We start from the raw sequence: 26,034 nt of genomic DNA, 5'->3' as shown, positions 1-26,034 counted from the left end.
TCAGAGGAGCCCGGCCTGTTCCAGAACGACCTTGATCGTTGCGGTCTCGGACTCGTCGAGCGAGAGCATCGGCGCGCACATCGTGTTGCCGGTGATGACGCCGCGCAGGGCCAGAGCCGTCTTGAACGCGCCCAGACCCGCGGCACCGGCACTGACGCGACCCGGTGTCGGCGCCTCGACGATGGAGAACAGATCGGTGAGTCGATCCTGCTCGGCCTTCGCTGCGGCCCAGTCTCCTGCCTGCGCAGCGCGCCACAGTCGTACGTAGCCGTGCGGGTCCACGTTGGCCAGGCCGGGCACTGCGCCCGAAGCACCCATCAGCAGGCATCCGTCGACGACTACCTCGTGCCCGGTGAAGACGGCGAAGTTTTCGAGCCCGGCCGACTGACGGAGCAACATACGGAAACTGACGTCGTCGCCGCTCGAATCCTTCACGCCGGCGATGACTCCCTCGCGACCGAGCTCGACCAGCATTGCCGGGCTGAGCTTGCTGTGGACACGAACCGGGACGTCGTAGGCGAACAACGGAAGATCCACTGCGGCGTGGATGGAGCGGAAATGCGTTGCCGTCTCGGCTGCATCGGTGATCGCGTAGAACGGCGCCGTCGCGACGATGGCATCCGCACCAGCCTCGCGCGCCTGCTCGGCGACGGCGATGACCCGGTTGGTGGTCATGTCGTTCACTCCGACGAGGACCGGTACCTGGCCACCGACGTGACCGATGGCCGTCTGCACCACCTGGGCGCGCTGAGCGTCGGTGAGGTAACCGACCTCACCCGAGGAACCGAGGACGAACAAGCCGTCGACTCCGGCTTCGATCTGCAGTGAGAGCAGGCGTTCGAGCGACGTGGTGTCGACCTCGCCCTCGAGCGTCAGTGGTGTGACGATCGGCGGGACGATTCCGCTGAAGGTGGTGGTTTCCGTGCTCATGGGGTCTCCATATGTTGGTTGTCGGATTGAGTTGTGGGTGCGGCTGTCAGGGAGAAACGGAGACCGGCTGACCGCTCGAGGCGGACAGATAGGCAGCATCGATCACGCGCATCGACGCGCGGGCGTCTGCCACGGTGTAGTCGGGTTCGGTCCGTGTGGGAAGTCGATCGAGCACGTGAGAGAGAAAGCTCGACACCGCGTTGTCCGAACCGAAGCCGCCGATGGGTAGTGCGGTCACGTCTCCCGAGGCCGCGAAGTGGGTCACCGCGGGTTTGTCGTCGTCGGAACTCGCGTATCCGTGGGATCCGAGGACGCGAACCGTCGCGGTATTCGCGCCGAAACCCGGTGCTGCGGGGATTCTTCCGACGGTCACCGTCGCGGTGACGCCGTTTTCCAGGGCGAGCGAGATCAACGCCGTGTCTTCGACTCCGAACTGCTGGTGGGCCCCGCCGTAGAGTGTGCTCGTCTCGGCGTACACCTCGGTGACGTCCAGGCCGGTGAGGTATCGGAGGTAGTCGGCGGCGTAACCGGCGAAGTTCACTACTTCTCCCCCGCCGGAAAGCGCGGGATCCACCACCAGTTCGGGACGCTCGACAGACGTCGCGAAATGTGTTCCGCTTGCGAGGAACTCGATGTCGACGTGGCGCGGCAGTCCGAGATTTCCGGCGTCGATCCATCGGCGCAGTCGCCGGAGCGCAGGTGAATGAGTGCGGTTCACCACCGTGCAGATTCGCCCGTTCGACCGTGCGGCTTGCTGAACCGCCGCGGCCTCCGCCTCGTCGACGCCCACCGGCTTGTCCACCAGGACGTCGAGTCCGGCGTTCAATGCGGCAATCGCAAGCCGCGCATGCCTGGTCGGCTCACTGCAGATGATCGCCAGGTCAATCCGTTCGGGGTCGAGCAACTCGCCGAGTTCGTCGATCCACTCGATGTCTGCGGCCTTTGCCATCGCGATCCCGTCCTCACGAATCCAATCGGGGACCGAGGATTCGTCGGAGGCCCCGACCAGGCTCACTCGAGGATCGGATCGCAACAGGTCCGCATAGGAGCCGGCATGCCTGACGCCGCTGACAAATCCGACGCGGATCGAACCGGTGCCGGTCATTGGTTTTCTCCGATCGAGACAGCGCGGCCGGTGTCGAGCGATTGCTGGGCAGCGATGGCAGTCGCGAGAGCTGCACGCACCTGCCAGTTCTCGACTATCGGGCTCGCGGAACCGTCGAGAGTGGCGATCCAGTGACGCATCTGATGCGACATCGCGTCCTCGATCGACGACGGCGGCGCGTTGGTCGTGTCCGTCATCAGTCCCGGGTCGTCGCCGGTGTCGTGCGCGAGCGTGCCGGAAGTCCCCGACACCACGATCCGACGCACCATCTTTCCCGATTGTGGTAGCGCGTAGGCCAATTCGATCAGAGCCAGCGATCCGTCCTCGAAGCGAACGGTCAGATGGAAGCTGTCGTGCACGGGCATCCCCGCCGCGAAGGTGGGGAAACTACGAGCGAACACACGGGTCGGACGACGACCGATCAGCCACGTCACCAGATCGAGTGCGTGGGTTCCGTTGTGAACGGGGTGACCACCCGAACGTTCCTTGTCGTGTTGCCAGCCTCGCCAGCCCCCTGGCCAGACATGGCCGGTGTACCAACTGAGATGGATCAACCGGGGGTCGCCGATGGCACCTTGTGCAACCGAGTTTCCGATCGAGGTGATCGACGGCTGGAATCGTACGGTCTGTCCGACCATCAGTGAGGTGCCGTTACCTTCGGTGGCCTCGACCATCGCGTCGAAGTCCGCGACTGTCAGCGCGGCCGGCTTCTCCACGTGCACATGCTTTCCCGCGCGGCCCGCGGCTATCGTCACGGGTGCGTGGTCGGGAGTGGCCCCGACGACGTTGACCGCCTGCACGCTCGGGTCGGCGAGAATCTTCGCCAGATCGGTACTGGCCTTCGCGCCCGGCGCCAACGCCGCAACCGATGCGGCCCGGTCCAAGTCACTGCCGAATACGTAGGCGACTTCGACCGACGGGATGCGCGCCAAGGCGCTGACGTGGTCCCGCGCGATTCCGCCGCTACCTATGACGGCTACACGCACCGTCACTTGGCACTTCCCGAGAGCGCTGCCGGTTCGCCGCCACCGAGTCGCACCTGTTCGGCGACGACGAGTGCGCGTTCACGTGCGTACGTCAACGGCGAGTCGGGATCAGCCTTGCCGTCGAGAACTGCTGCCATCTCGTCGATTTCGTGACGAATCGCAGCCTGCATCCACAGCGAGGATCCTCCGTTACCCGAGTTGTACTTCTGCGTCCTGCTCGCAGCGTCGATCAACGATTGGTTCTCGGCGTCGACGTCGAAGATCGGCCACGACTCTACGACCTGTCCCCCGCGCAGTCGGCTGACCCGGCCGGTGTGGAAGTCCGCGTGGACCGAACCTTCGGTGGCATCGACGGTCAGCTGCCACGACGAAGTGTGTGAACGCGTCGAGATGGTGTGTCTGCCGATCGCGCCGCCGGCGAACGACACCACTGTGTTGCGGAAGCCGTCGTCCGCGGTGGCGATGCTCGACACGGCAGTCACCTCGCCGCCGAGCCAGCACATCAGGTCCAGTTCGTGAATCTCGTGAGTCAGTTCTCCACCCGTTCGGCTCTTGTCGAGCTTCCACCACTGTGGATCTGCGCCGTCGGTGTCGATCCATCGTGAGCGAGACGTTTCGATCGCAGCGACCTCGCCGAGCTCCCCCGACGTCAGCAGGCCCGCCAGCCGTCGTACACCCGGCATCATCCGCATGATGTGCCCGACCATCAACGGCGAACCGCTCGCGTCGGCGCTCGCGATCATGTTCTGCGCATCGACCAGTTCGACGGCGAGTGGCTTCTCGACAAAAACTGCCTTGCCGTGTTCGAGCGCCGCGATGGCAGGTTCGGCGTGCGCGTGATTGGGCGTCGCGACGACAACGAGGGCCAACTCCGGGTGAGCGGCCACCGCGTCGTGATCGTCTGTCGGGGTTGCCGAGAACTCTGCGGCGACGTCCTTGGCCCGCTCGAAGTCACGGTCGCACAGCATCGTCAGTTCGAAACGTGGATGGGCAGCCAGCTCGCGAGCGAGGGAACTACCGAAGAATCCGCAACCGACCACACCGACTTTGTATCGGGTCATGAAGTCTCCAAAGATTGGATGAGGGATGTCCTATGTTATACGGCCGGCGTCATCGCTCGTCAATTCGACACCGGTAACACAGTCTTCATCCATGCAGGTGAGCGCACTATTTTTGGCTCGAAACCGGCGAAACGTCGAAGTTCGGCGCCGCCAGTTCCGAAGATTCTCTAGACGCTTTCTGATCCACAATGTAAGTTACGCAACATCGGACGTCGAACATAGGACATCCCCTATCCACTCCCTTGATGTCCCGCTCCCCGCCTTGGAGGCCGCCTTGAAGAACGAACGACCGCTGAGCTCCGCGTTCACCCGCCGAGACCTGTTCCGGTACACCGGGCTACTGGGAGCTGCAGCAGGTATCACCGCGACTCTCGCGGCCTGTGGCGGCGGGCCGTCGTCGACCTCGGTTGTCGGCGGTTCCGCGAGCACCGGCGATCTGACCACCGCCATCGGATACGGCAACGACCAGAGCTTCGACCCGATGCAGACTGCATCCGGTTTCCTCATGGCAGCGGTCAACCACGTCTACGAGGGACTGCTCGAAAACGATCCAGGCACCGGTGAGACGTATGCGGCGCTCGCACAGGCCGTCCCGACCGACGCCACTGCCTCGAGCTGGACCATGAAAATCCGCGAGGGAGCAACCTGGCACGACGGCACTCCGGTCACCTCGGACGACGTCGTCTTCACCTTCGATCGCATCCTCGATCCACAGCAGAACGTACTGATCCGCTCCTTCTTCTCCTCCTGGCTGCAGTCCGTCACCAAGGTCGACGACCAAACGGTGACCCTGAACTTCAACTACCCGTTCAGCGCTGCCGCACAGCGTCTCTCGATCGCCAAGATCATGCCCAAGCACGTCTTCGACGGCCACTGGGACGAGGCCAAGTCCGGAACGCTGGTCGTCGGTTCCGGTCCGTACAAGCTCAAGAGCCACACCCCCAAGAGCAACACAGCTTTCGAGGCCTTCGAGGCGTACAACGGGCCGCGTCCGGCCAACTTCGCGACCATGAACTGGCTCTCCATCGTCGACACCTCCTCACGCATCGCGCGCGTCTCGGGCAACAATGCCGGTGCACAACTCGCCGACAACATCCCCGTCGCCAACGTCCCCACTCTGACCTCCGGTGGGCGCACCGTCGAGGGCAACCCGGGCATGAACCTCATGTACCTGCTCTTCGACACGACTCAGGCACCGTTCGACGACGTTCGTGTTCGCCAGGCGATGTTCTATGCGATCAACACCCCGAAGATGATCGAAATCGCCCTCGGCGGCAAGGCAGCACCGGCCACGAGCTACCTGTACGAGCGCAACCCCGACTACGCGCGAGCGTCCACCGTCTACTCGTACGATCCGGACAAGGCCCGCTCGCTCCTCGCTGCCGCCGGTGTCAGTGGCCTCGACCTGACGCTGCTCTCCACCAACGTCAGCTGGTTGGCCGACTGCTTGCCGACCATCAAAGAGTCTTGGGACGCAGTCGGATTCAACACGACACTCGAACCGCAGGACACCAGCGCCATGGTGAGCAAGCTCAACAGCGGCCAGAAGTTCCAGATCGCCGCCGGTACGTCCAACCCGCAGGCATTCGGCAGCGACGTCGACCTTCTCGTCCGCTACACGTACAGCAAGGGCGGCTTGTGGACGAAGACCTACGCCAAGTGGGACGACACCCCCGAAGCGCAGAAGATCTACGCCACCATGGACGAAGCCACCCGCGAGACCGACCCGGCAAAGCGCAGCACCCTCGTGCAGTCGTACCTGAACCAGATCGCCGAAAATGCTGTCTACTACCCGGTTCTCCATCAGGAGCTCCTGACTGCGTGGGATCCGAAGAAGATCGCCGACGTCACTCCGCTGCCGTACCCCGGCGTCAACCTGCTTCAGGCGAAGCCGGCCTGATACCCGCCCGCTCGGCCGTTTCCCACAACTGAGAGATCCCCCGATGGCAAGAGTCCTCCCCATGCTGATCAGGCGATTACTGATACTGATCCCCCTGATCCTCGGCATCATCGCGTTCGTCTTCATCGTGATGCAGTTCGCGCCCACCGATCCCGCAACCGCGGCGTTCAACGGTGGCAACCCGACTGCGGAACAGTTGCAGCAGTTCAAGGAAGAGAACGGACTGCTCGATCCGCTTCCGCTGCAATACGTTCACTTCGTGACCGATCTGGTCAGCGGCAACATGGGTGACAGTCTGATTTCCGGTACCCCGGTGTTGGATTCGATCTCCACCGCTCTGCCACTGACCATTCAGCTCACGGTTCTCGGACTGGTGATCGCCATCGTGCTCTCGCTGATCTTCGGCGTCACCAGCGCACTGTTCCGCGATCGTTGGCCGGATCAGGTCATCCGAGTGATCTCCCTCGGCGGTGTGGCGGCACCGTCATTCTGGTTGGCACTGCTGATGATTCAGTACCTTGCTGTCCAACTCGGATGGTTCCCTACCGGTGGCTACGTCAATCCGAGCGACTCCGTCAGCGACTGGCTCTGGTACATGGCGCTCCCGGCGCTGTCCCTGTCACTGCCCGTCGCAGCACAACTCACGCGCATCATCCGCACGTCGATGGTCGAGGAGTTGGACAAGGACTACGTCCGGACCGCGATCGGCAGCGGCCTGCCCTATCACGTGGTGATCGGACGGAATGTGTTGCGTAACGCGCTGATCAACCCGCTCACCGTCCTGGGCCTCCGTGTCGGTTACCTCCTCGGTGGCGCTGTGGTCATCGAGCAGATCTTCGGCCTGCCCGGCATGGGTCAGCTCATGATCAACGGCGTCACCAACGGTGACCCCGCAGTCGTTCAGGGTGTTGTCATCGTCATCGCGGTCGGCTTCGTCGTCGTCAACCTCGCCGTCGACATCCTCTACCTGCTTGTCAATCCACGACTTCGGAGCGCAGCATGATGAGAAGAAAACTCACCGAGAAGCTTTCGCGACCCGGCATCACCTTTTCTCGCTTCCCCCTCTCGGCCTGGCTGTCGATGGCGGTTCTCGCGATCATCGTGCTCGCCTGCCTCTTCGCGCCGCTGATCACGCAGTACACCCCGCTCGAACAGGCGGTGGGTACCGCGGGCCCCAGCGCCGAGCACTGGTTCGGTCAGGACAGTCTCGGTCGAGATCTGTTCAGCCGCTTGCTCTACGGCGGACGCTGGTCGCTGACCATCGGTCTCGGTTCCACCTTCCTCGCACTGTGCGCCGGCGCTCTCATCGGATCGGTGGCCGCAACGAGCCGAAAAGGCGTCGACGAGACCATCATGCGTGTGCTCGACGTGGTCATGGCGTTCCCGGGCATTGCGCTCGCTGCCGTACTCGTCGCGGCCTTCGGTGGTTCGATCCCGGTTCTGATCGTCACTATCGCGTTCCTCTACACACCGATGGTGGCTCGCGTCGTTCGCGCAAACGTTCTCGCTCAGTACGGCGAGGACTACGTCGCGGCCGAAAAGGTCATCGGCGCAAGAACTTCACACATCGTCGTCAAGCACGTCGTAGCCAACTGTGCTGCGCCCGTTCTCGTCTTCTGCACTGTCATGGTCGCCGACGCCATCGTGCTGGAAGCCAGCCTGTCGTTCATCGGCGCCGGTGTGCGTCCCCCGGACCCGTCGTGGGGATCGGTGATCGCCGACGGCAAGAACATGGTCCTCCTCGGTGGTTGGTGGGCAACGGTGTTCCCCGGCCTGCTCATTCTGCTGACGGTGCTCTCCCTCAACGTGCTCGCCGAGGGCCTGACGGACGCGATGGCCGATCCGAGTCTGAAGAAGACCAAGAAGACGCCCTCCGCGCTCCAAGCAGCGCAGACCGCTGCAGCGGAGGAGACCTCCAACGAGCTCATTCTGGAGGACGAAGCCGCATCGGTCACCGACACTCCGGGGTTGATAGACGACTTCGCCGATCCGAGCGTCGTGAAAGATGTTCTCGAGCCGGCCGCCGAGCCGACTCCTCTCGAAACGCACCTGAAGATCCTGGCGGAAACCGAGCGGTCCCGCTCCGATCGTCTTGTGTACGAGGGCGATGCCGCGCCACTCCTCGAGGTCCGCAATCTCACGATCCGGTTCCCGGAACGCTACGGAGACACCGCGATCGTCGACAACGTGAGCTTCACCGTCCGCCCGAACGAGACGATGGCACTCGTCGGCGAGTCCGGTTGCGGAAAATCGCTCACGTCGCTGGCGATCATGGGTCTGCTACCCAAGACGGCAGTGGTGACCGGCGAGATCCTGTTCGACGGAGTCAACGTCCTCGAGCTGAACAACCGAGAGCGAAACAAGCTGCGCGGGCACGACATGGCCATGATCTACCAGGACGCGCTGAGTTCACTGAATCCGGCGATGCTGATCCGCGCGCAGTTCAAGCAGCTCACCAAGCGCGGCGGTACCCGCACAGCCGAGGAACTGCTCGAACTCGTCGGACTCGATCCGGTGCGCACTCTCTCCAGCTACCCACACGAGCTTTCCGGTGGTCAGCGTCAGCGCGTTCTGATCGCCATGTCGCTCACCCGCAGTCCGCGGTTGATCGTCGCGGACGAGCCCACCACCGCTCTCGACGTCACCGTCCAGGCCCAGGTCGTGGACTTGCTCAACGATCTTCGGGAAAAGCTGGGGTTTGCCATGGTTTTCGTGAGCCACGATCTTGCACTCGTTGCTTCACTCGCTCACAAGATCACGGTGATGTACGCCGGTCAGGTCGTCGAGTCGGCGCCCACGAGTGATCTGCTCGTCGATCCCCGCCACGAATACACCCAGGGCCTTCTCGGTGCCGTTCTCTCGATCGAGGACGAAGCGCCGCGACTGCATCAGATTCAGGGAACTGTTCCCTCGCCCGGAAACTTCGCGCCGGGTGACCGTTTCGCCGAGCGTTCCACTCGCCCGGACTCCGACCCCCTCCGAAAGCCGGAGATGGTCCGGGTCGACGGGACCGAGCATTGGTTCGCCGACCAGTCCGCGACTCCCGTACGTACAGAATCGGAATTGGAGAGCGTGCGATGACTACAGCTGAAGCACCCATCCTGGAACTGAAGAACATTCACGTCGTCCACAAGACCCGTTCGGGATCACTGTTCAAACCGGGCACAGTTCACGCGGTCAACGATGTCAGTATCGACGTACGACGAGGGACGACGATCGGCATCGTGGGCGAGTCGGGTTGTGGCAAGTCCACTCTGGCCAAAGTCATGGTCGGACTGCAGAAACCGACGTCGGGCGACGTGGTCTTTCGCGGCCGAAGCGCTCTGACCCGGTCGGCCGGCGTGCGCAAGGAGTTCGGCCGGGCGATTTCGATCGTCTTCCAGGATCCGGCTACCGCGCTCAATCCCCGAATGACGGTGGCCGACATCCTCACCGATCCACTCGACGTCCACGGCATCGGCAACCGCGCGAGCCGGACCGCCCGAGTTTGCGAGCTGGTCGGTTTGGTCGGACTCCCCCAATCTGCGCTCGAAGTCATCCCGAGCCAGATCTCCGGCGGTCAGCGGCAACGTGTCGCGATCGCGCGTGCACTCGCGCTCGAACCTGACGTCATCGTGGCCGACGAGCCGACGTCGGCGCTCGACGTCTCGGTGCGAGCGCAGATCCTGAATCTGCTCAGCGACATCAAGGCTCGGTTGGGGCTCGGCATGGTGTTCATCTCGCACGACATACAGACGGTGCGGTACGTCTCCGACACCATCGTCGTCATGAACGCCGGGCGGATCGTCGAGCAGGGAACGGCCCAGGAAGTATTCGACAACCCGTCGGATGCGTACACGGCCAAACTGCTGGGTGCGGCGCCCAGCCTCCTGCAACGCACCGTTGACGTGGGTTGACCAATGGAGCGGATGACCGGACATAGGATGAAGGACGTTCGTATCAGAAAAGGGGAATCGATGTCTGTCCGGAGTGGCACACAGGGCGCTCGTTTCAGCGCGCAAAACCGCATGCGCGCACTTCAGACGGACATCATGAACTTGATCCTCGAACGCAGGCTCTCCCCCGGCGACCCGATGCCCACCGAGGCCGAACTGTCCGAGGAATTGGGTATCGGCCGAAACACGCTCCGGGAGGCGCTCAAGGTTCTGCAGGCCTTGGGCGTCGTCGAGATCCGTCACGGCTTCGGAATGTTCGTCGCCCCTAGCAACTTCGACGCTCTCGCCGACGGCCTGACCTTCCGTGGCCGGTTGTCCTTGCAGGGCACCGGGCACGAGGCGATGGAACTGGTCGACATTCGTCAGGCACTCGAGACCGGACTGATCGGTGCGGCGATGGCCGAGATGACGTCGGCCGACCACGCCGACCTCGACGAACTCGTCACCGGCATGGAGGTCCGTGCCGCTGCCGGGAAGAACTTCTCCGACATCGACGCGACCTTCCACTCCCGCCTGTACTCCCCGCTGGACAACCAGGTCCTCGCTCAGTTGATGGACGTCTTCTGGCAGGTGTACAGCGAGATCCAGCAGGCCATCGGGCATTCGGATACGCCGCTGATCGACATCGCGTCGAAGCACCGTGCGATTCTCGACGCGATCCGTACGGGTGATGCAGTCGAGGCGGCGCACACTCTCGATGTGCACTTCGGTGGCCTGCGCGAGCGGATCGCCAGTCTCCATGCGTCGGAAGCGCAGTAATTTCGAAACACGTGATTTTGCTCCGCTGTCTCACCATCGCGCCCGTTCTTCCGGCAAAATTACGGGTATGAAGAACCCGAACCTGACGCCTTCGCGCGTTCTCGCAGTTGTCCTCGCTGCCGCCCTGGTCATTTTCGTGATCGCACGCCGCCGCGACGACGGCGCCCTCAGCCGCGGAGAATGGTTGTCGGACACCGTCGGACCGGACGACCTCGCCGGCTGAAACGACGTGTGCCCTCGGCCGAAACTCGGCCGAGGGCACACGCACGTGTCATCTACTACTTCATCGAATCCAGCCGGGTTCGCGCGTCCTCGAACCCGGACACCAGCTCTGCCATGACCTCGGCGACCGGGCGGATCTCGTTCATCCGTCCCACGATCTGACCGACGGGCATTGCCACAACTTCCGGGTTCTCCGATGCAGCGATTCTCTGATGAGCGTCGCTGACCAGAAGGTTCTGCAGCGGCATCGGCAAGGGCGCCGGTGCTCCCGGGTTCGACCAGGCTTCCGTCCACTTGGTCTTGAGCAACCGAGCGGGCTTACCCGAGTAGATGCGCGAACGAACGGTGTCGGCCGACGTCGCGCCCAACAGTGCACGCTGAATAGCGGACGGGCCATCGCCCGATGCACTGCCGAGTTTGTATTCGGACGTGGTGAGCCAGTACGAGCCCATCCACACTCCGGACGCACCGAGTGCAAGTGCGGCAGCCACCTGACGGCCGCTGCCGATACCCCCGGCAGCCAGCACAGCAGCTGAATCACCCAGTGCATCAACGATTTCCGGAACGAGAACCATCGACGCAATTTCGCCGGTGTGACCGCCTGCCTCGTAGCCCTGCGCGATCACGATGTCGACACCGTTCTCGACGTGACGACGTGCATGCTCGACGGCGCCGGCCAGCGCTGCTACCGGTACGCCCTTCTCGTGCGCCTGATCGATGACGTCCTTCGGCGGTGATCCCAATGCATTCGCAATCAACGCGATCCGGTGTCCCAGAGCAACATCGACGTGAGACCGCGCCACCGAGTGAAGCCATCCCAATACGCCGGTCGCATGCTCGACGTCGTCGGAAAGCGGCGGCACACCGAGCTCGTCGAGCGTGCGGTTGACGAAGGCGCGGTGCTCCTCCGGAATCAGCTTGTCGAGATCGACGGCGCCGCCCTCTGTCGGCACCTTGGCCGGCATGACGATGTCGACGCCGTACGGCTTACCGTCGGTGTTCTCGTCCATCCACGTCAGTGCGGCTTCGAGCTCTTCCGGGTCGTTGAACCGGACGCAACCGAGCACGCCCAGACCTCCCGCGCGGCTGATCGCGGCCGCGACGTGCTCGGAAGGAGTGAATCCGAAAATCGGGTATTCGATGCCGAACTTGTCGGCGAGATCCGAACGCATCAGGCTTCCACGCTTTCGTTTGCGGACGCCACAGGAGCGCCGTTTCCGTTGTGATCATCGGCCTCGCGCGATTCCGTTTCGGCCTTCGCCCAGCGGTAGTCGGGCTTGCCTGCCGGGTTGCGCTTGATCTGGTCCACGAACCACACGCTGCGCGGAACCTTGTATCCGGCAATCTCTTTGCGTGCTGCGGTGGCGATGTCGTGCAGCGTCGGCGACGTGCCTTCGCGTACCTGGACCACTGCGGCAACGCGCTGACCGAAGCGCTCGTCGGGGATACCGACCACCAGGACGTCGAAGATGTCCGGGTGCGCCTTCAAAGCGCCTTCGACCTCTTCCGGGTACACCTTCTCGCCGCCGCTGTTGATCGACACCGAACCGCGGCCGAGCATCGTGACCGTGCCGTCGGCTTCGACCTGCGCATAGTCGCCGGGGATCGAGTAGCGAACGCCGTTGATGGTGCGGAAGGTTTCGGCGGTCTTGACCTCGTCCTTGTAGTAGCCGAGCGGGATGTTGCCCTTGCGAGCGAGCATGCCGCGCTTGCCCGATCCGGGTTCGACCTCGTTGCCGTCGTCGTCGAGAACCGTTGTGGAGGCGTCGATCTTGACCGTCGGACCGCCAGTGTGCTTCTGGCCCTTGCTCAGCACGGCGAGTCCACCGAAGCCGGTCTCGGATGCTCCGATGGAGTCCGTCAGCAGGCGGTTGGGCAACAGTTCGAGGAACTGCTCCTGGATACTCGGCGAGAAGAGTGCAGCACTGCTGGCCATCACGTAGAGCGTCGAAAGATCGTACGGCTCACCGGTCTCCGGGTTTCCGGCGATGAGTGCGTCGAGCATCGGACGGCCCATCGCGTCACCCGTGATGAAGATCAGGTTGACCTTGTGCTTGTCGATGTTCTGCCACACCTCGTGGGCGTCGAATTCCGGGTGCATCAAACAGGTTCCGCCGCCGAAGAGGCTGTGGAATACCGCCGACTGCGAACCGCCGTGAATCATCGGGGGGATCGGGTAGCGGATCATGCTCGGGTTGGCGGCGCCGACCTTCGCCATCTCGTACTCGTCCTCGACCGGAACTCCGGTGACGAAGTTGATGCCTCCGCCGAGAACACGCCACCAGTCCTCGTGACGCCACATGACGCCCTTGGGACTTCCGGTGGTGCCGCCGGTGTAGAGCATGAAGATGTCGTCGTTGCTGCGCTCTTCGAAATCACGCTCACCCGAACTCTGCGCGAGTGCGTCCTCGTAGCCGATGCCGAAAGCACTGAAGTCCAGATCGGTGCCGTCCTCGACCACGATGACGGACTTGACCTTGGGAGTGTTCGGCAGGACGTTCGCGACCTTGTCCGAGTAGCGGCGCTCGTGAATGAGCGCAACCATGTCGGAGTTGTCGAAGATGTACTGCAACTCGTTCTCGACGTACCGGTAGTTGATGTTGACCATCACGGCCCGGATCTTGAAAACCGCGACCATGGCCTCGATCGCCTCGATGACGTTCCGGCAGTAGATGCCGACCTTGTCACCCGGCTGAACGCCATGTTCACGCAGGTAGTGGCCGAGGCGGTTTGCTCGGTCCTCCAACTGTGCATAAGTCATCTCGCGGTTGTCCGAGACCAGCGCAACGCGGTCCGGAACGAGGTCGATTGCGTGCTCTACGAAGTCTGCGATGTTAAGGGCCACGAGTTCAAAGTAGAACGTGTTACCGTTTCTGGCAAGACCCAATTTGAGAGCCAGCTCACAGACCCGCCAGGAGCCATCAGTGTCCACTTCGACGACCGAAAAATCAGACATTTCGGAAACCGCGCCGCATTGCCTCGTGGAGAAGCGTGGCCACGTTCTCATCGTGACCATGAATCGCCCCGAGCGTAAGAACGCCATCACCGGCGAGATGATGGCGATCATGGTCGACGCCTGGGATCAGGTCGACAACGACCCCGAAATCCGTGTCGCCATCCTCACCGGTGCGGGCGGTGACTTCTGCGCCGGCGCCGACCTCAAGAACATGTCCGCCAAGCCGCCGGGAGATTCCTTCGCGGGCGGTGGCGTCGACATGTCCAAGATCGAAGGCCTCCTCAAGGGCCGTCGGTTGACCAAGCCGCTGATCGCTGCGGTCGAGGGTGCAGCCATCGCCGGCGGAACCGAAATCCTGCAGGGCACCGACATCCGCGTCGCGGGTGAGAGCGCCAAGTTCGGCGTCTCCGAAGCCAAGTGGGGGCTCTTCCCGCTCGGCGGTTCCGCAGTGCGTCTGGTGCGACAGATTCCGTACACGATCGCGGCGGACATCCTGCTCACAGGTCGTCACATCAAGGCTCCGGAGGCCAAGGAGATCGGGCTCATCGGCCACGTGGTCCCGGACGGCCAGGCCCTCGACAAGGCGCTGGAGCTCGCGGACCTGATCAGTGCAAACGGCCCTCTCGCCGTGCAGGCGATTCTCAAGACCATCCGCGACACCGAGGGCATGCACGAGGAAGAGGCCTTCCAGATCGACGCACAGCTGGGTATGAAGGTGTTCATGAGCGCCGACGCCAAGGAGGGCCCGCGGGCTTTCGGTGAGAAGCGGGCGCCCCAGTTCAAGGGCGTCTGACCCACCCCTGTCTGAGCCACCCCCCTTTCCCGTCCCCTCTCGGTGCACCCGTGCCCTATCCCGTCCCACTCTGCACAGCACCGCTCCCCACACCACCGCTCTGCACACCACCGCCCCCCGATCGCGTGAACGTATCGCTCCCCTTCTCTGACAAGGGGAGCGATACGTTCACCCTCCGGGTCTGGCACTGATTGACACCCTCGGACGCGGCCGTGACGCGGCCAGCGCAAAATGCGCACGCAGGTCGCCTATCACGCGCTCGGGCTCTGCGCGCAACGCGCTCGGCACAGTCGGAAGCACGATGATGCCCGCGTTCTGCATACGAGTCCGACGCTCGACCGTCGCCCGGTAGTCCCCAGGTGACAGATGCCAGTCCAGTGAATCGATGTCCCACGCAAAAGCCACAGAATCGATCCACCCGTCGGGCATTGCAATGAATTTCCCGTTTGCGTCGCAGATCTCACGGTTGAATACCATTTCGGGCAGCCCGGTTCTCCTCCACAGCTCGCGGGCCTCTGCCTCCGGCACCGAATGCACGTTGGCATCCACCTCCCGCAAAACTTTGCGGGGCAATGCGCTACCGCGAATACTTCCGGCTTCCAACTCTTTGGACAGATCACGAACCACAACGTCACCTCGTTGAACGACGTCTGCAATCAACGCGCGAGCACTATCCAAAGTCTTGCATCGCCGTGCAGCATCGAGTACCGCCCGAACCAGTGGCGCGCAATCAATTCCGCTGCGTGTCAGTGGCGTCGGCAGCCTTACAGTCCTTTCGACCACGACGAATCCGGTCGATTGCACCCTGCGATGCATGGGCATCAAGATTTGAACCTCGCCGGAGTGCGGACGATAGCCATGCTGCGCCATGGCGGCTTTTCCAGTGACCATCGATCCGCGGCCGCAGAACATCAATGCAGCGATCGTGCGCTGGCGCGGCGTCGGATAACCGTTCCCCAGCAGAACTATGCCGGGAAGCATTCGCTGCCAAGTACCGCCCGTGCGGCATCGCCCGGCAATCGCTGTGTCCGACACACCCAGTCTGGTCAGCTCTGCCACGCGAATTACGCCATCCGTGCTCGCAACGATCAGCAAACTCGGATCGTCTCCCCATTCGCCCCTTCTCATGGAGACATCATGGGCTTTCCTGGCCGCGCAGGCCCTTGCCAATCAGGCATTTACACCGACCTGTGGATAACCCTCCGCCCTGTGAACGTATCGCTCCCCCTGTCAGAGAAGGGCAGCGATACGTTCACGCGATGCGGTAGATGGCTGGCGACGGCACCGGCGCTCGAAAAAAGGGGGGTACCGCTCGAAAATGGGGGGTGCCCCGCTCAACCACCCACCGCGGCCGCGAGCTCTCGCACATGGTCGGCGTCGCGGCAGGTCACCAGCAGCATCGTGACTCCGGCTTCCTCCCAACGCTTCACGTCTGCGCGCACCTCGTCGACGTTGCCGATGATCATGGTCTCGGTGACCATCTCGTCGGGGACGACGGCAGCAGCTTCGTCCTTGCGGCCCGACATGAAGAGGCGACCGATCTCGTCGACCTCCTTCTCGTAGCCCATCCGCTTGTAGACCTGCGCGTGAAAGTTCAACTCCGGGGCGCCCATTCCGCCCACGTAGAGGGCGGTCATCGGCTTGAGAGCGGCGATGGCAGCGGCGCGATCGTCAGTCACGATGACCTGGCACGTGGCGGCCACCTCGAAGTCTTCGCGACTGCGACGGGCCCCGGCGCGCGCGAACCCTTCGTCGAGCCACTTGTTGTACATCGGGGCCAGGCGCGGGGTGTAGTAGATCGCCAGCCAGCCGTCGGCGATTTCACCGGCGAGCGCGACGTTCTTCGGCCCTTCGGCGCCGAGCCAGATCGGGATGTCCGCACGCAGCGGGTGCGTAATGGGCTTGAGCGGCTTGCCAAGTCCCGAACTGCCCGGTCCCGCATACGGCAGAGGGTAGTGGGGACCGGGACTGGTGACGGGCGCTTCACGGGCGAGGACCTGGCGCACGATCGAGACGTATTCGCGGGTGCGCGCGAGCGGCTTCTCGAACGGCTGGCCGTACCAACCTTCGACGACCTGCGGGCCGGATACGCCGAGCCCGAGGATCGTTCGCCCACCGTTGAGGTGATCGAGAGTGAGCGCGTGCATGGCACAGCTGGTCGGTGTTCGCGCCGAAATCTGTACGACGGAAGTACCGAGCCGAACCGTCTCGGTGCGCGATCCCCACCAGGCGAGCGGGGTGAATGCGTCCGAGCCCCACGACTCCGCCGCGAAGACCGCGTCGAATCCCGCGCCTTCCGCGGCCTCGATCAGTTCCGGGGCGTTTGCCGGCGGCTGCGCGCCCCAGTATCCGAGTTGCAACCCAAGCTTCATCGCAGGCCTCCACATTGCCGGTGATCAGAAGTGACTCTTGCCACAATCTCTAGAACCTGTTCTACTCGATCTTGTGACCATCGGAAAGAGCGGGGTGGCCGACAAGCCCCTGAGCGCACCATTGAATCTCCATTTCGACTACACCAGATCGACGGGACCGACCATCGGCGCGTTCGTGACTGCCCTGCGTGATCGCAAGGTGATCGGCGCACGTGGGTCGAACGGTCGTGTCTTCGTGCCGCCACCGGAATTCGATCCGGATACGGCCGAACCACTGACCGACTTCGTCGGAGTCTCCGACGGCGGAACGGTCGTGAGTTGGACGTGGATGCCCGAACCCATCGAGGGTCAACCCCTGACGAAGCCTTTCGCGTGGGCCCTGATCAAGCTCGACGGCGCGGACACGTCCATGCTCCACGCAGTCGACGTCGACTCCCCCGACGACATCAGCACCGGCCTGCGGGTTCGTGCTCGCTGGGCGTCGGAGCGGATCGGGCAGATCAAGGACATCGAGTGCTTCGAACCAGGTGAGAGCGAAAATGGAATCGCGACAGTCGATTCCAGCGCCGATCCTGTCACCATGATCACGACGCCTGTCGACCTGCACTTCATGCATTCCGCTTCGGCCGAGGAGAGTTTCTACCTCCGCGGTCTCGCAGAAGGCAAGCTCATCGGTGGTCGCAGCGGACCCGAAGACAAGATCTACATCCCACCGCGCGGCGCGAATCCCACCAACGGGAAGCCGACGAGCGAGCAGATCGAACTGCCGGACAAGGGAATTGTCACCACCTTCTGCATCGTCAACGTCCCGTTCCTCGGGCAGCGAATCAAACCGCCCTACGTGGCCGCCTACGTGCTTCTCGACGGGGCTGACATTCCGTTCCTGCACTTGATTCTCGAATGTGATGCCGCGGACGTACGCATGGGCATGCGCGTCGAAGCCAAGTGGAAGCCTCGCGAAGAGTGGGGTTACACCCTCGAGAACATCGAATACTTCCGGCCGACAGGTGAACCCGACGCCGAGTACTCCACCTTCCAACACCACCTGTGAGGCTCCTGAAATGACTTCTGCAGACATCGCAGTCGTGGGCTTTGCTCAGGCACCCCACGTCCGCGAAACCAACGGCACCACCAACGGCGTCGAGATGCTCGTCCCGTGCTTCCAGCAGCTCTACAGCGATCTGGGAATCACCAAGTCAGACATCGGCTTCTGGTGCTCCGGATCTTCCGACTACCTGGCCGGACGAGCGTTCTCCTTCATCTCGGCCATCGACTCCATCGGAGCGGTCCCGCCGATCAACGAATCTCACGTCGAGATGGACGCTGCGTGGGCCTTCTACGAAGCGTGGATCAAGATCTTGACCGGTGAGGTCGAGACCGCGCTGGTGTACGGATTCGGCAAGTCCTCCGCCGGGCACCTGCGCAAGATCCTGTCCATGCAGCTCGATCCGTACCTCGTCACTCCGCTGTGGCCGGACTCCGTCTCGATCGCCGGACTTCAAGCCCGACTCGGACTCGACGCGGGTAAGTGGACGCACGAGGACATGGCGGAGGTTGCCGCTCGTAGCCGTCGTCACGCGCTGAGCAATCCGAAGGCTCAGCTCGCAGGCGAGGTCGACATCGAGGCCCTTCTCGCCAGCCCCTTCCTCGCAGATCCGTTGCGCGCACACGATTGTGCGCCCATCACCGACGGCGCGGCAGCAATCGTCCTGGCCTCGGGTAACCGCGCCCGCGATCTCTGCGAGCGGCCGGCGTGGATCACCGGACTCGAGCATCGCATCGACTCCCCCAACCTGGGTGCACGTGACCTGACCACCTCACCGTCTACTACGTCGGCAGCCAAGGCGGCAACGGGCGGCGAGGTCGGCAACATCGACGTCGCCGAACTGCACGCACCGTTCACTCACCAGGAATTGATCTTGAAGGAAGCGATCGGCCTGACCGACGCCACCACGATCAACCCGTCCGGCGGTCCGCTCAGCGGCAACCCACTGTTCGCCGGTGGTCTGGAACGAATCGGCCACGCCGCCAAGGCAATCTTCGACGGCCAGGCGAATCGCGCTCTGGCCCATGCAACAAGCGGCCCTGTGCTGCAGCAGAATCTGGTAGCAGTCTTGGAGGGACGGAACTGATGGCCGGAACGCCTCAACTCGCGGCCGTGCTCGGCACCGGCCAAACTCACTACGTCGCAAAGCGTCACGATGTCTCGATGGCGGGCTTGGTCCGTGAAGCCATCGACGCCGCGATGCTCGACGCCAACGTCGGCTGGGACGACATCGACGCCGTCGTCATCGGAAAGGCCCCCGATTTGTTCGAGGGTTCGATGATGCCCGAACTCGCCATGTCGGATGCTCTGGGCGCAAACGGAAAGCCGTTGCTGCGTGTTCACACTGCCGGATCGGTGGGCGGTTCGACGGCTATCGTCGCCTCCAGCCTGGTCAAATCCGGTGTCCACAAGCGGGTTCTGACGGTTTCCTGGGAGAAGCAGTCCGAGTCGAACGCCATGTGGGCGCTGTCCGTACCGGTTCCGTTCAACATGCCGGTCGGCGCCGGTGCCGGTGGATACTTCGCCCCGCACGTCCGTTCGTACATTCGTCGATCGGGCGCACCGGAGCACATCGGCTACCTCGTCGCGGTGAAGGATCGGCTCAACGGCAGCCTCAATCCGTATGCGCACTTGCGGCAGCCGGACATCACTCTCGAATCGGTACAGGCATCTCAGATGCTCTGGGATCCGATCCGATACGACGAGACCTGCCCGTCCTCGGACGGCGCGTGCGCTCTGGTGATCGGCAACGAGGAAGCGGCCGCACAGGTCGAGGCCGAGGGTCGTTCGGTCGCGTGGATCCACGCGACGGCCATGCGCACCGAGCCGACCTTCTATGCCGGACGCGATCAGGTCAATCCGCAAGCCGGCCGTGACGCTGCAGCAGCACTGTGGAAGTCAGCGGGAATCACCGATCCGCTCAACGAGATCGACTGCGCCGAAATCTATGTCCCGTTCTCGTGGTTCGAGCCGATGTGGCTCGAGAACCTCGGCTTCGCGGAGGAAGGCCAGGGCTGGAAGCTCACCGAGGCGGGTGAAACCGCGATCGGCGGCAAGCTCCCGGTCAATGCCTCGGGCGGTGTTCTCTCCTCCAACCCGATCGGCGCCTCGGGCATGATCCGTTTTGCCGAGTCGGCGATGCAGGTCATGCACCGCGCCGGCGATCACCAGGTGGCCGATGCTCGCAAGGCGCTCGGCCATGCCTACGGCGGTGGCTCGCAGTACTTCTCGATGTGGGTCGTCGGCTCCGAACGTCCCACCACGTAAGCAGCAGCACACACGCCGATCAGGAAGAGGCCGAAGATGAAGTACACCGTCGGGGTTGCCATGAACCCCTTGGACCAGTTAGCCGGTATCGCCAAAACTGCTGAGGAATGCGGCTTTTCGTCGATCGCTCTCCCCGATTCACTGTTTCTCATGGAAACGCAGGCGGCGGATTACCCGTACACCCCGGACGGGTCTCGGATGTGGAATGCCGAGACCCCCTGGGTCGATCCGCTCATCGCCGCGGCTGCAATGGGCGCGGTGACCGAGAAGATCGAGTTCTACACCCAGGTGCTCAAGCTGGGTAGCCGCAATCCCGTCCTGCTCGCGCGGCAGGTCGGTTCGGTGGCGGCATTGACGAACAACCGTTTCGGCTTCGGCGTCGGAATCGGTTGGGCTCCGGAAGAGTTCGAGTGGTGCGGCGCTCCGTACAAGCGTCGGGGCGCACGTGTGGACGAGATGATCGACGTCCTCAAACTGATCCTCGGCGGCGGCATGGTCGAGTATCACGGTGAGTTCTTCGATTTCGATCGCCTGCAGATGAGCCCGGCCCCCACCAAGCCGGTTCCGTTCTACGTCGGCGGCCACACCGAGGTCGCACTCAAGCGTGCTGCGCGAGTCGGCGACGGTTGGACCTCGGCGATGATCAAGTTCGACGACCTGGTGGGTGTGATCGCACGACTACGCGAACTGCGCGCCGAGTACGGCCGCGAGAACGAGCCGTTCGAAATCCAGACGGTGTGCATCGACCGTTTCGGCAAGGACGGTTACGCAGAGCTCGAAGATGCCGGCGTCACGGACATCATTACCGTGCCTTGGGTTTTCGACGGAATCGGATTCGATGCCCCACTGGAGGCAAAGCAGGATTCGATGCGCAAATTCGCCGAGCAGTACATCAACTGAGGAGCCGCGATGACCGACGAACACCCCGCCCGCGTCGCGGGTAACGCTTCGCGCGCCGCAGCGAGTGGCAAGAACAAGGAAGCCTGGCTGGACCTCTTCGCCGAGGACGGTTGGGTGGAAGATCCGGTCGGGCCTTCGGGCTTCGATCCCGAAGGCAAAGGCCATCACGGGCGCGAAGCGATCTCCAAGTTCTACGACATGACGATCGCGAACGCGGACAAGCTCGAATTTCTGATCGACGATTCCCTGGTGTGCGGCAACGAGAACGTCAACATCGGCAAGATCCGAACCACCATCGGCGGCTCGATCATCGACGCCGAGGGCGTGTTCGTCTACCGGGTGAACGACGACGGCAAGATCGCGTCGCTTCGAGCATTCTGGGAAGTGGACCGTGCAATGAAGACGGCACGCAAAGCCTGAGAACCCACAGTACGAGCGCGGCCCCGGTCATCGACCGGGGCCGCGCTCGTCGTATTCGAATCAGCCTGTCGTACTTGCACCGAGAAACTCGAAATGGTTTCCTGGTTCCCAACGTCGCGTGTCGATGACGGACTGCGTCAGGCATGGAGGCGTCGTACCGCAAGGGGTCACTCATGACCATTTCGTTCAATCACACCATCATCGCCGCAAAAGACCGACAAGAGTCTGCGTGGTTCTTCACTCACATGTTCGGCCTTCCAGGCCCGGTCGAAGCCGGCTACTTTCTCGGCGTTGAACTCGAGCACGGCGTGACGTTGGACTTCGCACAGGTGGAAGAAGGCGCCGAGGTTGCGTCTCAGCACTATGCTTTCCTCGTCTCCGAGGATGACTTCGACGGCATCTACCAGCGGATACAGGCGCTGAAACTGGATCACTGGGCCGATCCGCGCCAGTCGAGTACCGGCTTCAACACCAACGACGGTGGGCGTGGGGTCTACTTCCTCGACCCGTCGGGACATTTCCTGGAAGCCATCACCAAACCGTACGGCGGCTGAATTGGAGATCGAACTACAAACGGCGGCGCCTACGGGAGATGAGGGATCCCGCAGACGCCGCCGCAGTTCCAGGTTGCCAACAAGTGGCTCCCCGGAACGTCTACTGTAGTTCTGCGTGTTCGAGAGTGCAGAGGCAACTCCCGAAAACCTACACAGAACCTACTCGCCGGTTACCAGGTCAGTATATGTCCGGATCAGTGTTTGACCGGGCAGCCCGATGTCTTGTAATCAACCTGAAACTCTTTGATGCCGTTGAGCCAGCCCGAGCGAAGGCGTCGGGGATCCCCGAGCCTGGTGATGTCGGGTAGGTGATCGGCGATCGCATTGAAGATCAGATCGATTTCCAGACGGGCCAAGTTGGCGCCGATGCAGTAGTGCGCACCGGTGCCGCCGAATCCGAGGTGCGGATTGGGGTCACGCATGATGTCGAACTTCGTCGGGTTCTCGAAGACGTCCTCGTCGAAGTTGGCCGACGCGTACATCATCACGACGCGATCGCCCTTCTTGATCTTCTGTCCGCCGAGTTCGGTGTCTTCGAGCGCGGTGCGCTGGAAGGAAGTCACCGGGGTCGCCCAACGAACGATCTCGTCGGCCGCCGTCTTGGGGCGTTCCTTCTTGTACAGCTCCCACTGGTCGGGATTGTCGAGGAAGGCAACCATGCCGTGTGTGATGGCATTGCGAGTGGTCTCGTTACCCGCGACCGCAAGCAGGATCACGAAGAAGCCGAATTCCTCTGGGGAGAGCTCATTTCCGTCGATGTCAGCTTCGATGAGCTTGGTGACGATGTCATCGGCGGGACACTTCTTGCGCTGATCCGCCATCTGGTACGCGTATCCCAGAATCTCCATCGACGCTGCCTGCGGGTCGATGTCGAACTCGGGATCGTCGTACGACGTCATCTGGTTGGACCAGTCGAAGAGCTTCATTCGATCTTCCTGCGGCACACCGAGAAGCTCGGCGATTGCCTGCAGCGGAAGTTCGGACGCGACCTGAACCACGAAGTCACCGGCACCGCCGGCAGCCGCGGTCGTGACGATCTTTTCGGCACGCTCGGTCAGTTCCTCGCGCAGGCTGTTGATGGCGCGCGGGGTGAATCCACGAGATACCAGCTTGCGCAGCTTGGTGTGCTCCGGAGCGTCCTTGTTGATGAGAATGAATCGCTGCATCTCGACGTTCTCGCGCGGGATGTCGTCGGCGAAGCGAGGAATCGCGGTGTTCTCGTGGGTCGAGAAGATGTCGCTTCGCTGCGAGACCTCCTTGACCTCTTCATGACGGGTGACCACCCAGAAGCCCTCGTCCTGGAATCCACCGATTTCCGGAGGCTGCGGATTCCACCACACGGGGGCCGTCTTCCGGAGTTCGGCGAACTCCTCGAACGGCATGCGTTCCGCGTAGATGTCGGGGTCCGTGAAGTCGATTCCCTCGGGGAATGCGGGCTGTGCCACTGATGTCTCCTGCCCTAAGCCTTTTCATCACAGGGGTGATGGGGATCCGTGATGTGTAACACGTTCTACTCTCATTGAAACACAAGCCTGCTTACTAGGAAAGGAAACGTCGGCAGGTCTTGCTTCCCGCAGAGAACCTGTTCTACTTTTTCATTACAAGGAAAGGAGCCCGCTGTGGGCACACCAGTAATCGTCGAGGCTGTCCGTACACCGATCGGCAAGCGCGGAGGTTGGCTCGCCGGTCTGCACGCCGCCGAGATCCTCGGAGCTGCACAAAAGGGAGTTCTCGACCGGTCGGGAATCGACCCGTTGCTGATCGAGCAGGTGATCGGCGGCTGCGTCACCCAGGCCGGCGCTCAGTCCAACAACATCACGCGCACGGCCTGGCTGCACGCCGGACTTCCGTGGCAGACCGGCGCAACCACCGTGGACTGCCAGTGCGGTTCGGCCCAGCAGGCGAACCATCTGATCGCCGGTCTGATCGCCACCGGCGCCATCGACGCCGGTATCGCCTGCGGCATCGAAGCCATGAGCCAGGTTCCCCTCGGCGCCAACGTCGGCGATCAGGCCGGACCGCGCCGACCCGCGACGTGGGACATCGACATGCCCAACCAGTTCGAAGCTGCAGAACGCATCGCGCGTCGACGCGGACTGACCCGCGACGACGTCGAAGCCCTCGGCGTCCGCTCGCAGGCGCTGGCCAAGCAGGCTTGGGAGGAAGGACGTTTCGACCGCGAGGTTCTCGAACTCTCGGCACCCCAGGTCGACAAGGAAGGAAACCTCACGGGCGAGACCAAGGTCGTCAATCGCGATCAGGGCCTGCGCGATACGACGGCGGAGTCCCTTGCCCGACTGAAGCCCGTCCTCGAAGGCGGGATTCACACGGCCGGAACGTCTTCCCAGATCTCCGACGGAGCGGCCGCAGTCCTGCTCATGGACGAGGACAAGGCTCGCGCGCTCGGATTGAAGCCGCGAGCCCGCATCATCGCCCAGGCGCTGGTCGGCTCGGAACCGGAATTCCACCTCGACGGACCGGTGCAGGCAACCAGCCGTGTCCTGGAGAAGAGCGGAATGAAGATCGGCGATCTCGATCTGTTCGAGATCAACGAAGCATTCGCATCCGTCGCACTGTCCTGGGCTCAGGTTCACGAACCTGACTTCGACAACGTCAATGTCAACGGCGGCGCGCTCGCTCTCGGCCATCCGGTCGGCAGCACGGGATCTCGCCTGATCACCACCGCACTGCACGAACTCGAGCGTCGCAACGGCTCGACGGCTCTGATCACGATGTGCGCCGGCGGCGCACTGGCCACCGGAACCATCATCGAGCGTATCTGAGATGACTACTCCCCCAGCCAAACCCAAGGGACTCGACGCTCCGGCGACGGTCAAGATCATCAAGTGGATGTCGAAGGCGAACGTCGCGATGTATCGCGCCACCGACGGGCGGCTGGGTAGCAAGTGGCGGGTCGGCAGCGCGTTCCCTCGCGGGCTGCCGATCTGCCTGCTGACCACCACCGGTCGCAAATCCGGCGAGGAGCGGATCAGCCCGCTGCTGTTCCTCGAGGACGGCGAGAACGTGATTCTGGTGGCGTCGCAAGGCGGTCTTCCGAAGAACCCGATGTGGTACCTCAACATCAAGGCAGACCCGGTGGTGACGGTGCAGATCAAGTCTCGGATCCGCTCGATGAAAGCCCGCGTCGCGGCCGAGGACGAGCGCGCTCGGCTGTGGCCGATGTTGAGGGCGATGTATCCGGATTTCGACAACTATCAGGCCTGGACCGACCGGGTCATTCCCGTCATCGTGTGCGAGCCACTGAAGAGTTAAACGAACTGTTTACAACAAAACGTTTACATTGACCCGGGTTCGTGCCACCCTGGGTTCATGACCGATGACCAGTTCAGACCGATCGATTCCGGCCGCGAACGCGCACATCGCGAGTACGCCGGACTCTTTCGAATCAGCGAGCGCCACGGCGCGACCCCAAGCCAGCGCGCGCGGCAATCTCATCCGGAGATGCTCGAGCCCTACGGCGCGGTGCGCGTCGTGGCTCGTCTTGCGGGTGGCACCGACACACCGCAGCCGAACGAACCCGAGGTCGACGATGCCGACGTCATGGCCGCGTTGACTCTGATCCCCAAGGCCCGAGCCGAAATGGAACAGCTGGAAGCACTGTTCCTCGGGATTGCCCGCGAACGGGGCATGACCTGGCAGGACATCGCTTTCGGGCTGGGACTCGGAAGCACTCAAGCCGCCCGCCAGCGCTACGAACGGCTCGTTCGCCGCACCGGAGGCTGAACGCGTGCCATAACCGGCGAGTTGGAGCACTATTGACTCGTACGGTCCGCACGGCGTTTCGACAGAGCCTCGAACACAGCAAGG

25 protein-coding genes are annotated in these 26,034 nt (G+C 63.0%); 16 read left to right on the top strand and 9 right to left on the bottom strand.

The features are described from left to right. The 4 genes from AC1Q6C_RS24260 to AC1Q6C_RS24245 are packed head-to-tail and all read right to left on the bottom strand — an operon-like array spanning position 1 to position 4,082. Complete coding sequence (locus AC1Q6C_RS24260) at positions 1 to 930, bottom strand: dihydrodipicolinate synthase family protein (RefSeq protein ID WP_007734313.1); 930 nt, start codon at positions 928 to 930, stop codon at positions 1 to 3. 46 nt (positions 931 to 976) lie between these two features. Beyond that, a complete protein-coding gene (locus tag AC1Q6C_RS24255; RefSeq protein ID WP_007734307.1) occupies positions 977 to 2,035 on the bottom strand; it encodes a Gfo/Idh/MocA family protein in 1,059 nt (352 codons plus the stop codon). After that, positions 2,032 to 3,027, bottom strand: a complete 996-nt coding sequence (locus AC1Q6C_RS24250) for a Gfo/Idh/MocA family protein (protein ID WP_007734295.1) — start codon at positions 3,025 to 3,027, stop codon at positions 2,032 to 2,034. Before AC1Q6C_RS24250 ends, AC1Q6C_RS24255 begins: the two co-directional genes overlap by 4 nt. Beyond that, on the bottom strand, positions 3,024 to 4,082 hold the full coding sequence (locus tag AC1Q6C_RS24245) for a Gfo/Idh/MocA family protein (protein ID WP_007734287.1): 1,059 nt from the start codon (positions 4,080 to 4,082) through the stop codon (positions 3,024 to 3,026). The genes AC1Q6C_RS24250 and AC1Q6C_RS24245 overlap by 4 nt, the downstream gene beginning before the upstream one ends. Positions 4,083 to 4,356: 274 nt before the next feature. Between AC1Q6C_RS24245 and AC1Q6C_RS24240 the strand changes: the two genes are divergently transcribed. The 6 genes from AC1Q6C_RS24240 (at position 4,357) to AC1Q6C_RS24215 (ending at position 10,899) form a co-directional block, all read left to right on the top strand. Continuing rightward, positions 4,357 to 5,982: an ABC transporter substrate-binding protein gene (locus tag AC1Q6C_RS24240; RefSeq protein ID WP_007734285.1), complete on the top strand. Its 1,626-nt coding sequence runs from the start codon at positions 4,357 to 4,359 to the stop codon at positions 5,980 to 5,982. Positions 5,983 to 6,025: 43 nt separating this feature from the next. Continuing rightward, the gene (locus AC1Q6C_RS24235) at positions 6,026 to 6,985 is read left to right on the top strand and encodes an ABC transporter permease (RefSeq protein WP_003945671.1); all 960 of its coding nucleotides are present in this window, start codon (positions 6,026 to 6,028) and stop codon (positions 6,983 to 6,985) included. Further along, positions 6,985 to 9,063 carry a dipeptide/oligopeptide/nickel ABC transporter permease/ATP-binding protein gene (locus AC1Q6C_RS24230; RefSeq protein ID WP_039973385.1) on the top strand — a complete coding sequence of 693 codons (2,079 nt, stop codon included), beginning with the start codon at positions 6,985 to 6,987 and terminating at the stop codon, positions 9,061 to 9,063. The genes AC1Q6C_RS24235 and AC1Q6C_RS24230 overlap by 1 nt, the downstream gene beginning before the upstream one ends. Next, positions 9,060 to 9,878, top strand: a complete 819-nt coding sequence (locus AC1Q6C_RS24225) for an ABC transporter ATP-binding protein (RefSeq protein WP_007734279.1) — start codon at positions 9,060 to 9,062, stop codon at positions 9,876 to 9,878. Before AC1Q6C_RS24230 ends, AC1Q6C_RS24225 begins: the two co-directional genes overlap by 4 nt. 60 nt (positions 9,879 to 9,938) lie before the next feature. Then, the gene (locus AC1Q6C_RS24220) at positions 9,939 to 10,676 is read left to right on the top strand and encodes a FadR/GntR family transcriptional regulator (protein ID WP_007734278.1); all 738 of its coding nucleotides are present in this window, start codon (positions 9,939 to 9,941) and stop codon (positions 10,674 to 10,676) included. Positions 10,677 to 10,743: 67 nt separating this feature from the next. Then, positions 10,744 to 10,899: a hypothetical protein gene (locus AC1Q6C_RS24215; RefSeq protein WP_003945810.1), complete on the top strand. Its 156-nt coding sequence runs from the start codon at positions 10,744 to 10,746 to the stop codon at positions 10,897 to 10,899. Between the two features lie 55 nt (positions 10,900 to 10,954). On the opposite strand, the gene AC1Q6C_RS24210 is transcribed toward AC1Q6C_RS24215, so the two are convergent. Both AC1Q6C_RS24210 and AC1Q6C_RS24205 read right to left on the bottom strand, forming a co-directional pair. Further along, positions 10,955 to 12,070 (bottom strand): NAD(P)H-dependent flavin oxidoreductase, encoded by a 1,116-nt coding sequence (locus AC1Q6C_RS24210; protein ID WP_007734277.1) that lies wholly within the window; start codon positions 12,068 to 12,070, stop codon positions 10,955 to 10,957. Continuing rightward, positions 12,070 to 13,743 carry an acyl-CoA synthetase gene (locus AC1Q6C_RS24205; RefSeq protein ID WP_039973409.1) on the bottom strand — a complete coding sequence of 558 codons (1,674 nt, stop codon included), beginning with the start codon at positions 13,741 to 13,743 and terminating at the stop codon, positions 12,070 to 12,072. The genes AC1Q6C_RS24210 and AC1Q6C_RS24205 overlap by 1 nt, the downstream gene beginning before the upstream one ends. Positions 13,744 to 13,822: 79 nt before the next feature. On the opposite strand from AC1Q6C_RS24205, the gene AC1Q6C_RS24200 reads away from it, so the two are divergent. Further along, positions 13,823 to 14,647 (top strand): crotonase/enoyl-CoA hydratase family protein, encoded by an 825-nt coding sequence (locus AC1Q6C_RS24200; RefSeq protein WP_007734275.1) that lies wholly within the window; start codon positions 13,823 to 13,825, stop codon positions 14,645 to 14,647. Between the two features lie 168 nt (positions 14,648 to 14,815). Here the strand turns inward: AC1Q6C_RS24200 and AC1Q6C_RS24195 are convergent, their stop codons facing one another. Next, positions 14,816 to 15,775, bottom strand: coding sequence for a hypothetical protein (locus tag AC1Q6C_RS24195; RefSeq protein ID WP_492666852.1), 960 nt, complete (start codon positions 15,773 to 15,775; stop codon positions 14,816 to 14,818). A gap of 206 nt (positions 15,776 to 15,981) precedes the next feature. Further along, positions 15,982 to 17,019, bottom strand: a complete 1,038-nt coding sequence (locus tag AC1Q6C_RS24190; RefSeq protein WP_047269595.1) for an LLM class F420-dependent oxidoreductase — start codon at positions 17,017 to 17,019, stop codon at positions 15,982 to 15,984. 73 nt (positions 17,020 to 17,092) lie between these two features. On the opposite strand from AC1Q6C_RS24190, the gene AC1Q6C_RS24185 reads away from it, so the two are divergent. The 6 genes from AC1Q6C_RS24185 to AC1Q6C_RS24160 all read left to right on the top strand — a co-directional run bounded on the left by AC1Q6C_RS24185 (position 17,093) and on the right by AC1Q6C_RS24160 (position 22,206). Further along, the gene (locus AC1Q6C_RS24185) at positions 17,093 to 18,070 is read left to right on the top strand and encodes a Zn-ribbon domain-containing OB-fold protein (protein ID WP_019746979.1); all 978 of its coding nucleotides are present in this window, start codon (positions 17,093 to 17,095) and stop codon (positions 18,068 to 18,070) included. A 10-nt stretch (positions 18,071 to 18,080) separates the two neighbouring features. Further along, positions 18,081 to 19,151, top strand: a complete 1,071-nt coding sequence (locus tag AC1Q6C_RS24180; protein ID WP_007734273.1) for a thiolase family protein — start codon at positions 18,081 to 18,083, stop codon at positions 19,149 to 19,151. Then, positions 19,151 to 20,332, top strand: a complete 1,182-nt coding sequence (locus AC1Q6C_RS24175) for a thiolase family protein (RefSeq protein ID WP_007734272.1) — start codon at positions 19,151 to 19,153, stop codon at positions 20,330 to 20,332. The genes AC1Q6C_RS24180 and AC1Q6C_RS24175 overlap by 1 nt, the downstream gene beginning before the upstream one ends. 36 nt (positions 20,333 to 20,368) lie before the next feature. Further along, positions 20,369 to 21,232: a TIGR03619 family F420-dependent LLM class oxidoreductase gene (locus tag AC1Q6C_RS24170; protein ID WP_492666851.1), complete on the top strand. Its 864-nt coding sequence runs from the start codon at positions 20,369 to 20,371 to the stop codon at positions 21,230 to 21,232. 9 nt (positions 21,233 to 21,241) lie between these two features. Further along, positions 21,242 to 21,652, top strand: a complete 411-nt coding sequence (locus tag AC1Q6C_RS24165; RefSeq protein WP_007734269.1) for a nuclear transport factor 2 family protein — start codon at positions 21,242 to 21,244, stop codon at positions 21,650 to 21,652. A 173-nt stretch (positions 21,653 to 21,825) separates the two neighbouring features. Continuing rightward, entirely contained in the window at positions 21,826 to 22,206 is a 381-nt protein-coding gene (locus tag AC1Q6C_RS24160) for a VOC family protein (RefSeq protein WP_020906296.1), read from the top strand. Positions 22,207 to 22,400: 194 nt separating this feature from the next. Here the strand turns inward: AC1Q6C_RS24160 and AC1Q6C_RS24155 are convergent, their stop codons facing one another. Beyond that, positions 22,401 to 23,651, bottom strand: coding sequence for a cytochrome P450 (locus tag AC1Q6C_RS24155; protein ID WP_007734267.1), 1,251 nt, complete (start codon positions 23,649 to 23,651; stop codon positions 22,401 to 22,403). A gap of 174 nt (positions 23,652 to 23,825) precedes the next feature. Between AC1Q6C_RS24155 and AC1Q6C_RS24150 the strand changes: the two genes are divergently transcribed. Genes AC1Q6C_RS24150 through AC1Q6C_RS24140 form a run of 3 tightly spaced genes read left to right on the top strand, consistent with a single transcriptional unit; the run spans position 23,826 to position 25,950 of the window. Then, entirely contained in the window at positions 23,826 to 24,989 is a 1,164-nt protein-coding gene (locus AC1Q6C_RS24150; protein ID WP_003945509.1) for a steroid 3-ketoacyl-CoA thiolase, read from the top strand. A 1-nt stretch (position 24,990) separates the two neighbouring features. Then, entirely contained in the window at positions 24,991 to 25,479 is a 489-nt protein-coding gene (locus AC1Q6C_RS24145) for a nitroreductase family deazaflavin-dependent oxidoreductase (protein WP_050655745.1), read from the top strand. Between the two features lie 57 nt (positions 25,480 to 25,536). Further along, positions 25,537 to 25,950: a hypothetical protein gene (locus AC1Q6C_RS24140; protein WP_007734258.1), complete on the top strand. Its 414-nt coding sequence runs from the start codon at positions 25,537 to 25,539 to the stop codon at positions 25,948 to 25,950. The last annotated feature ends 84 nt before the right edge of the window (positions 25,951 to 26,034 follow it).

The sequence above is a fragment of the Rhodococcus sp. MT28 genome, assembly GCF_058792695.1.
The sequence above is the reverse complement of the archived record's forward strand: the minus strand, read 5'-3'. Positions and strand labels throughout refer to the sequence as shown.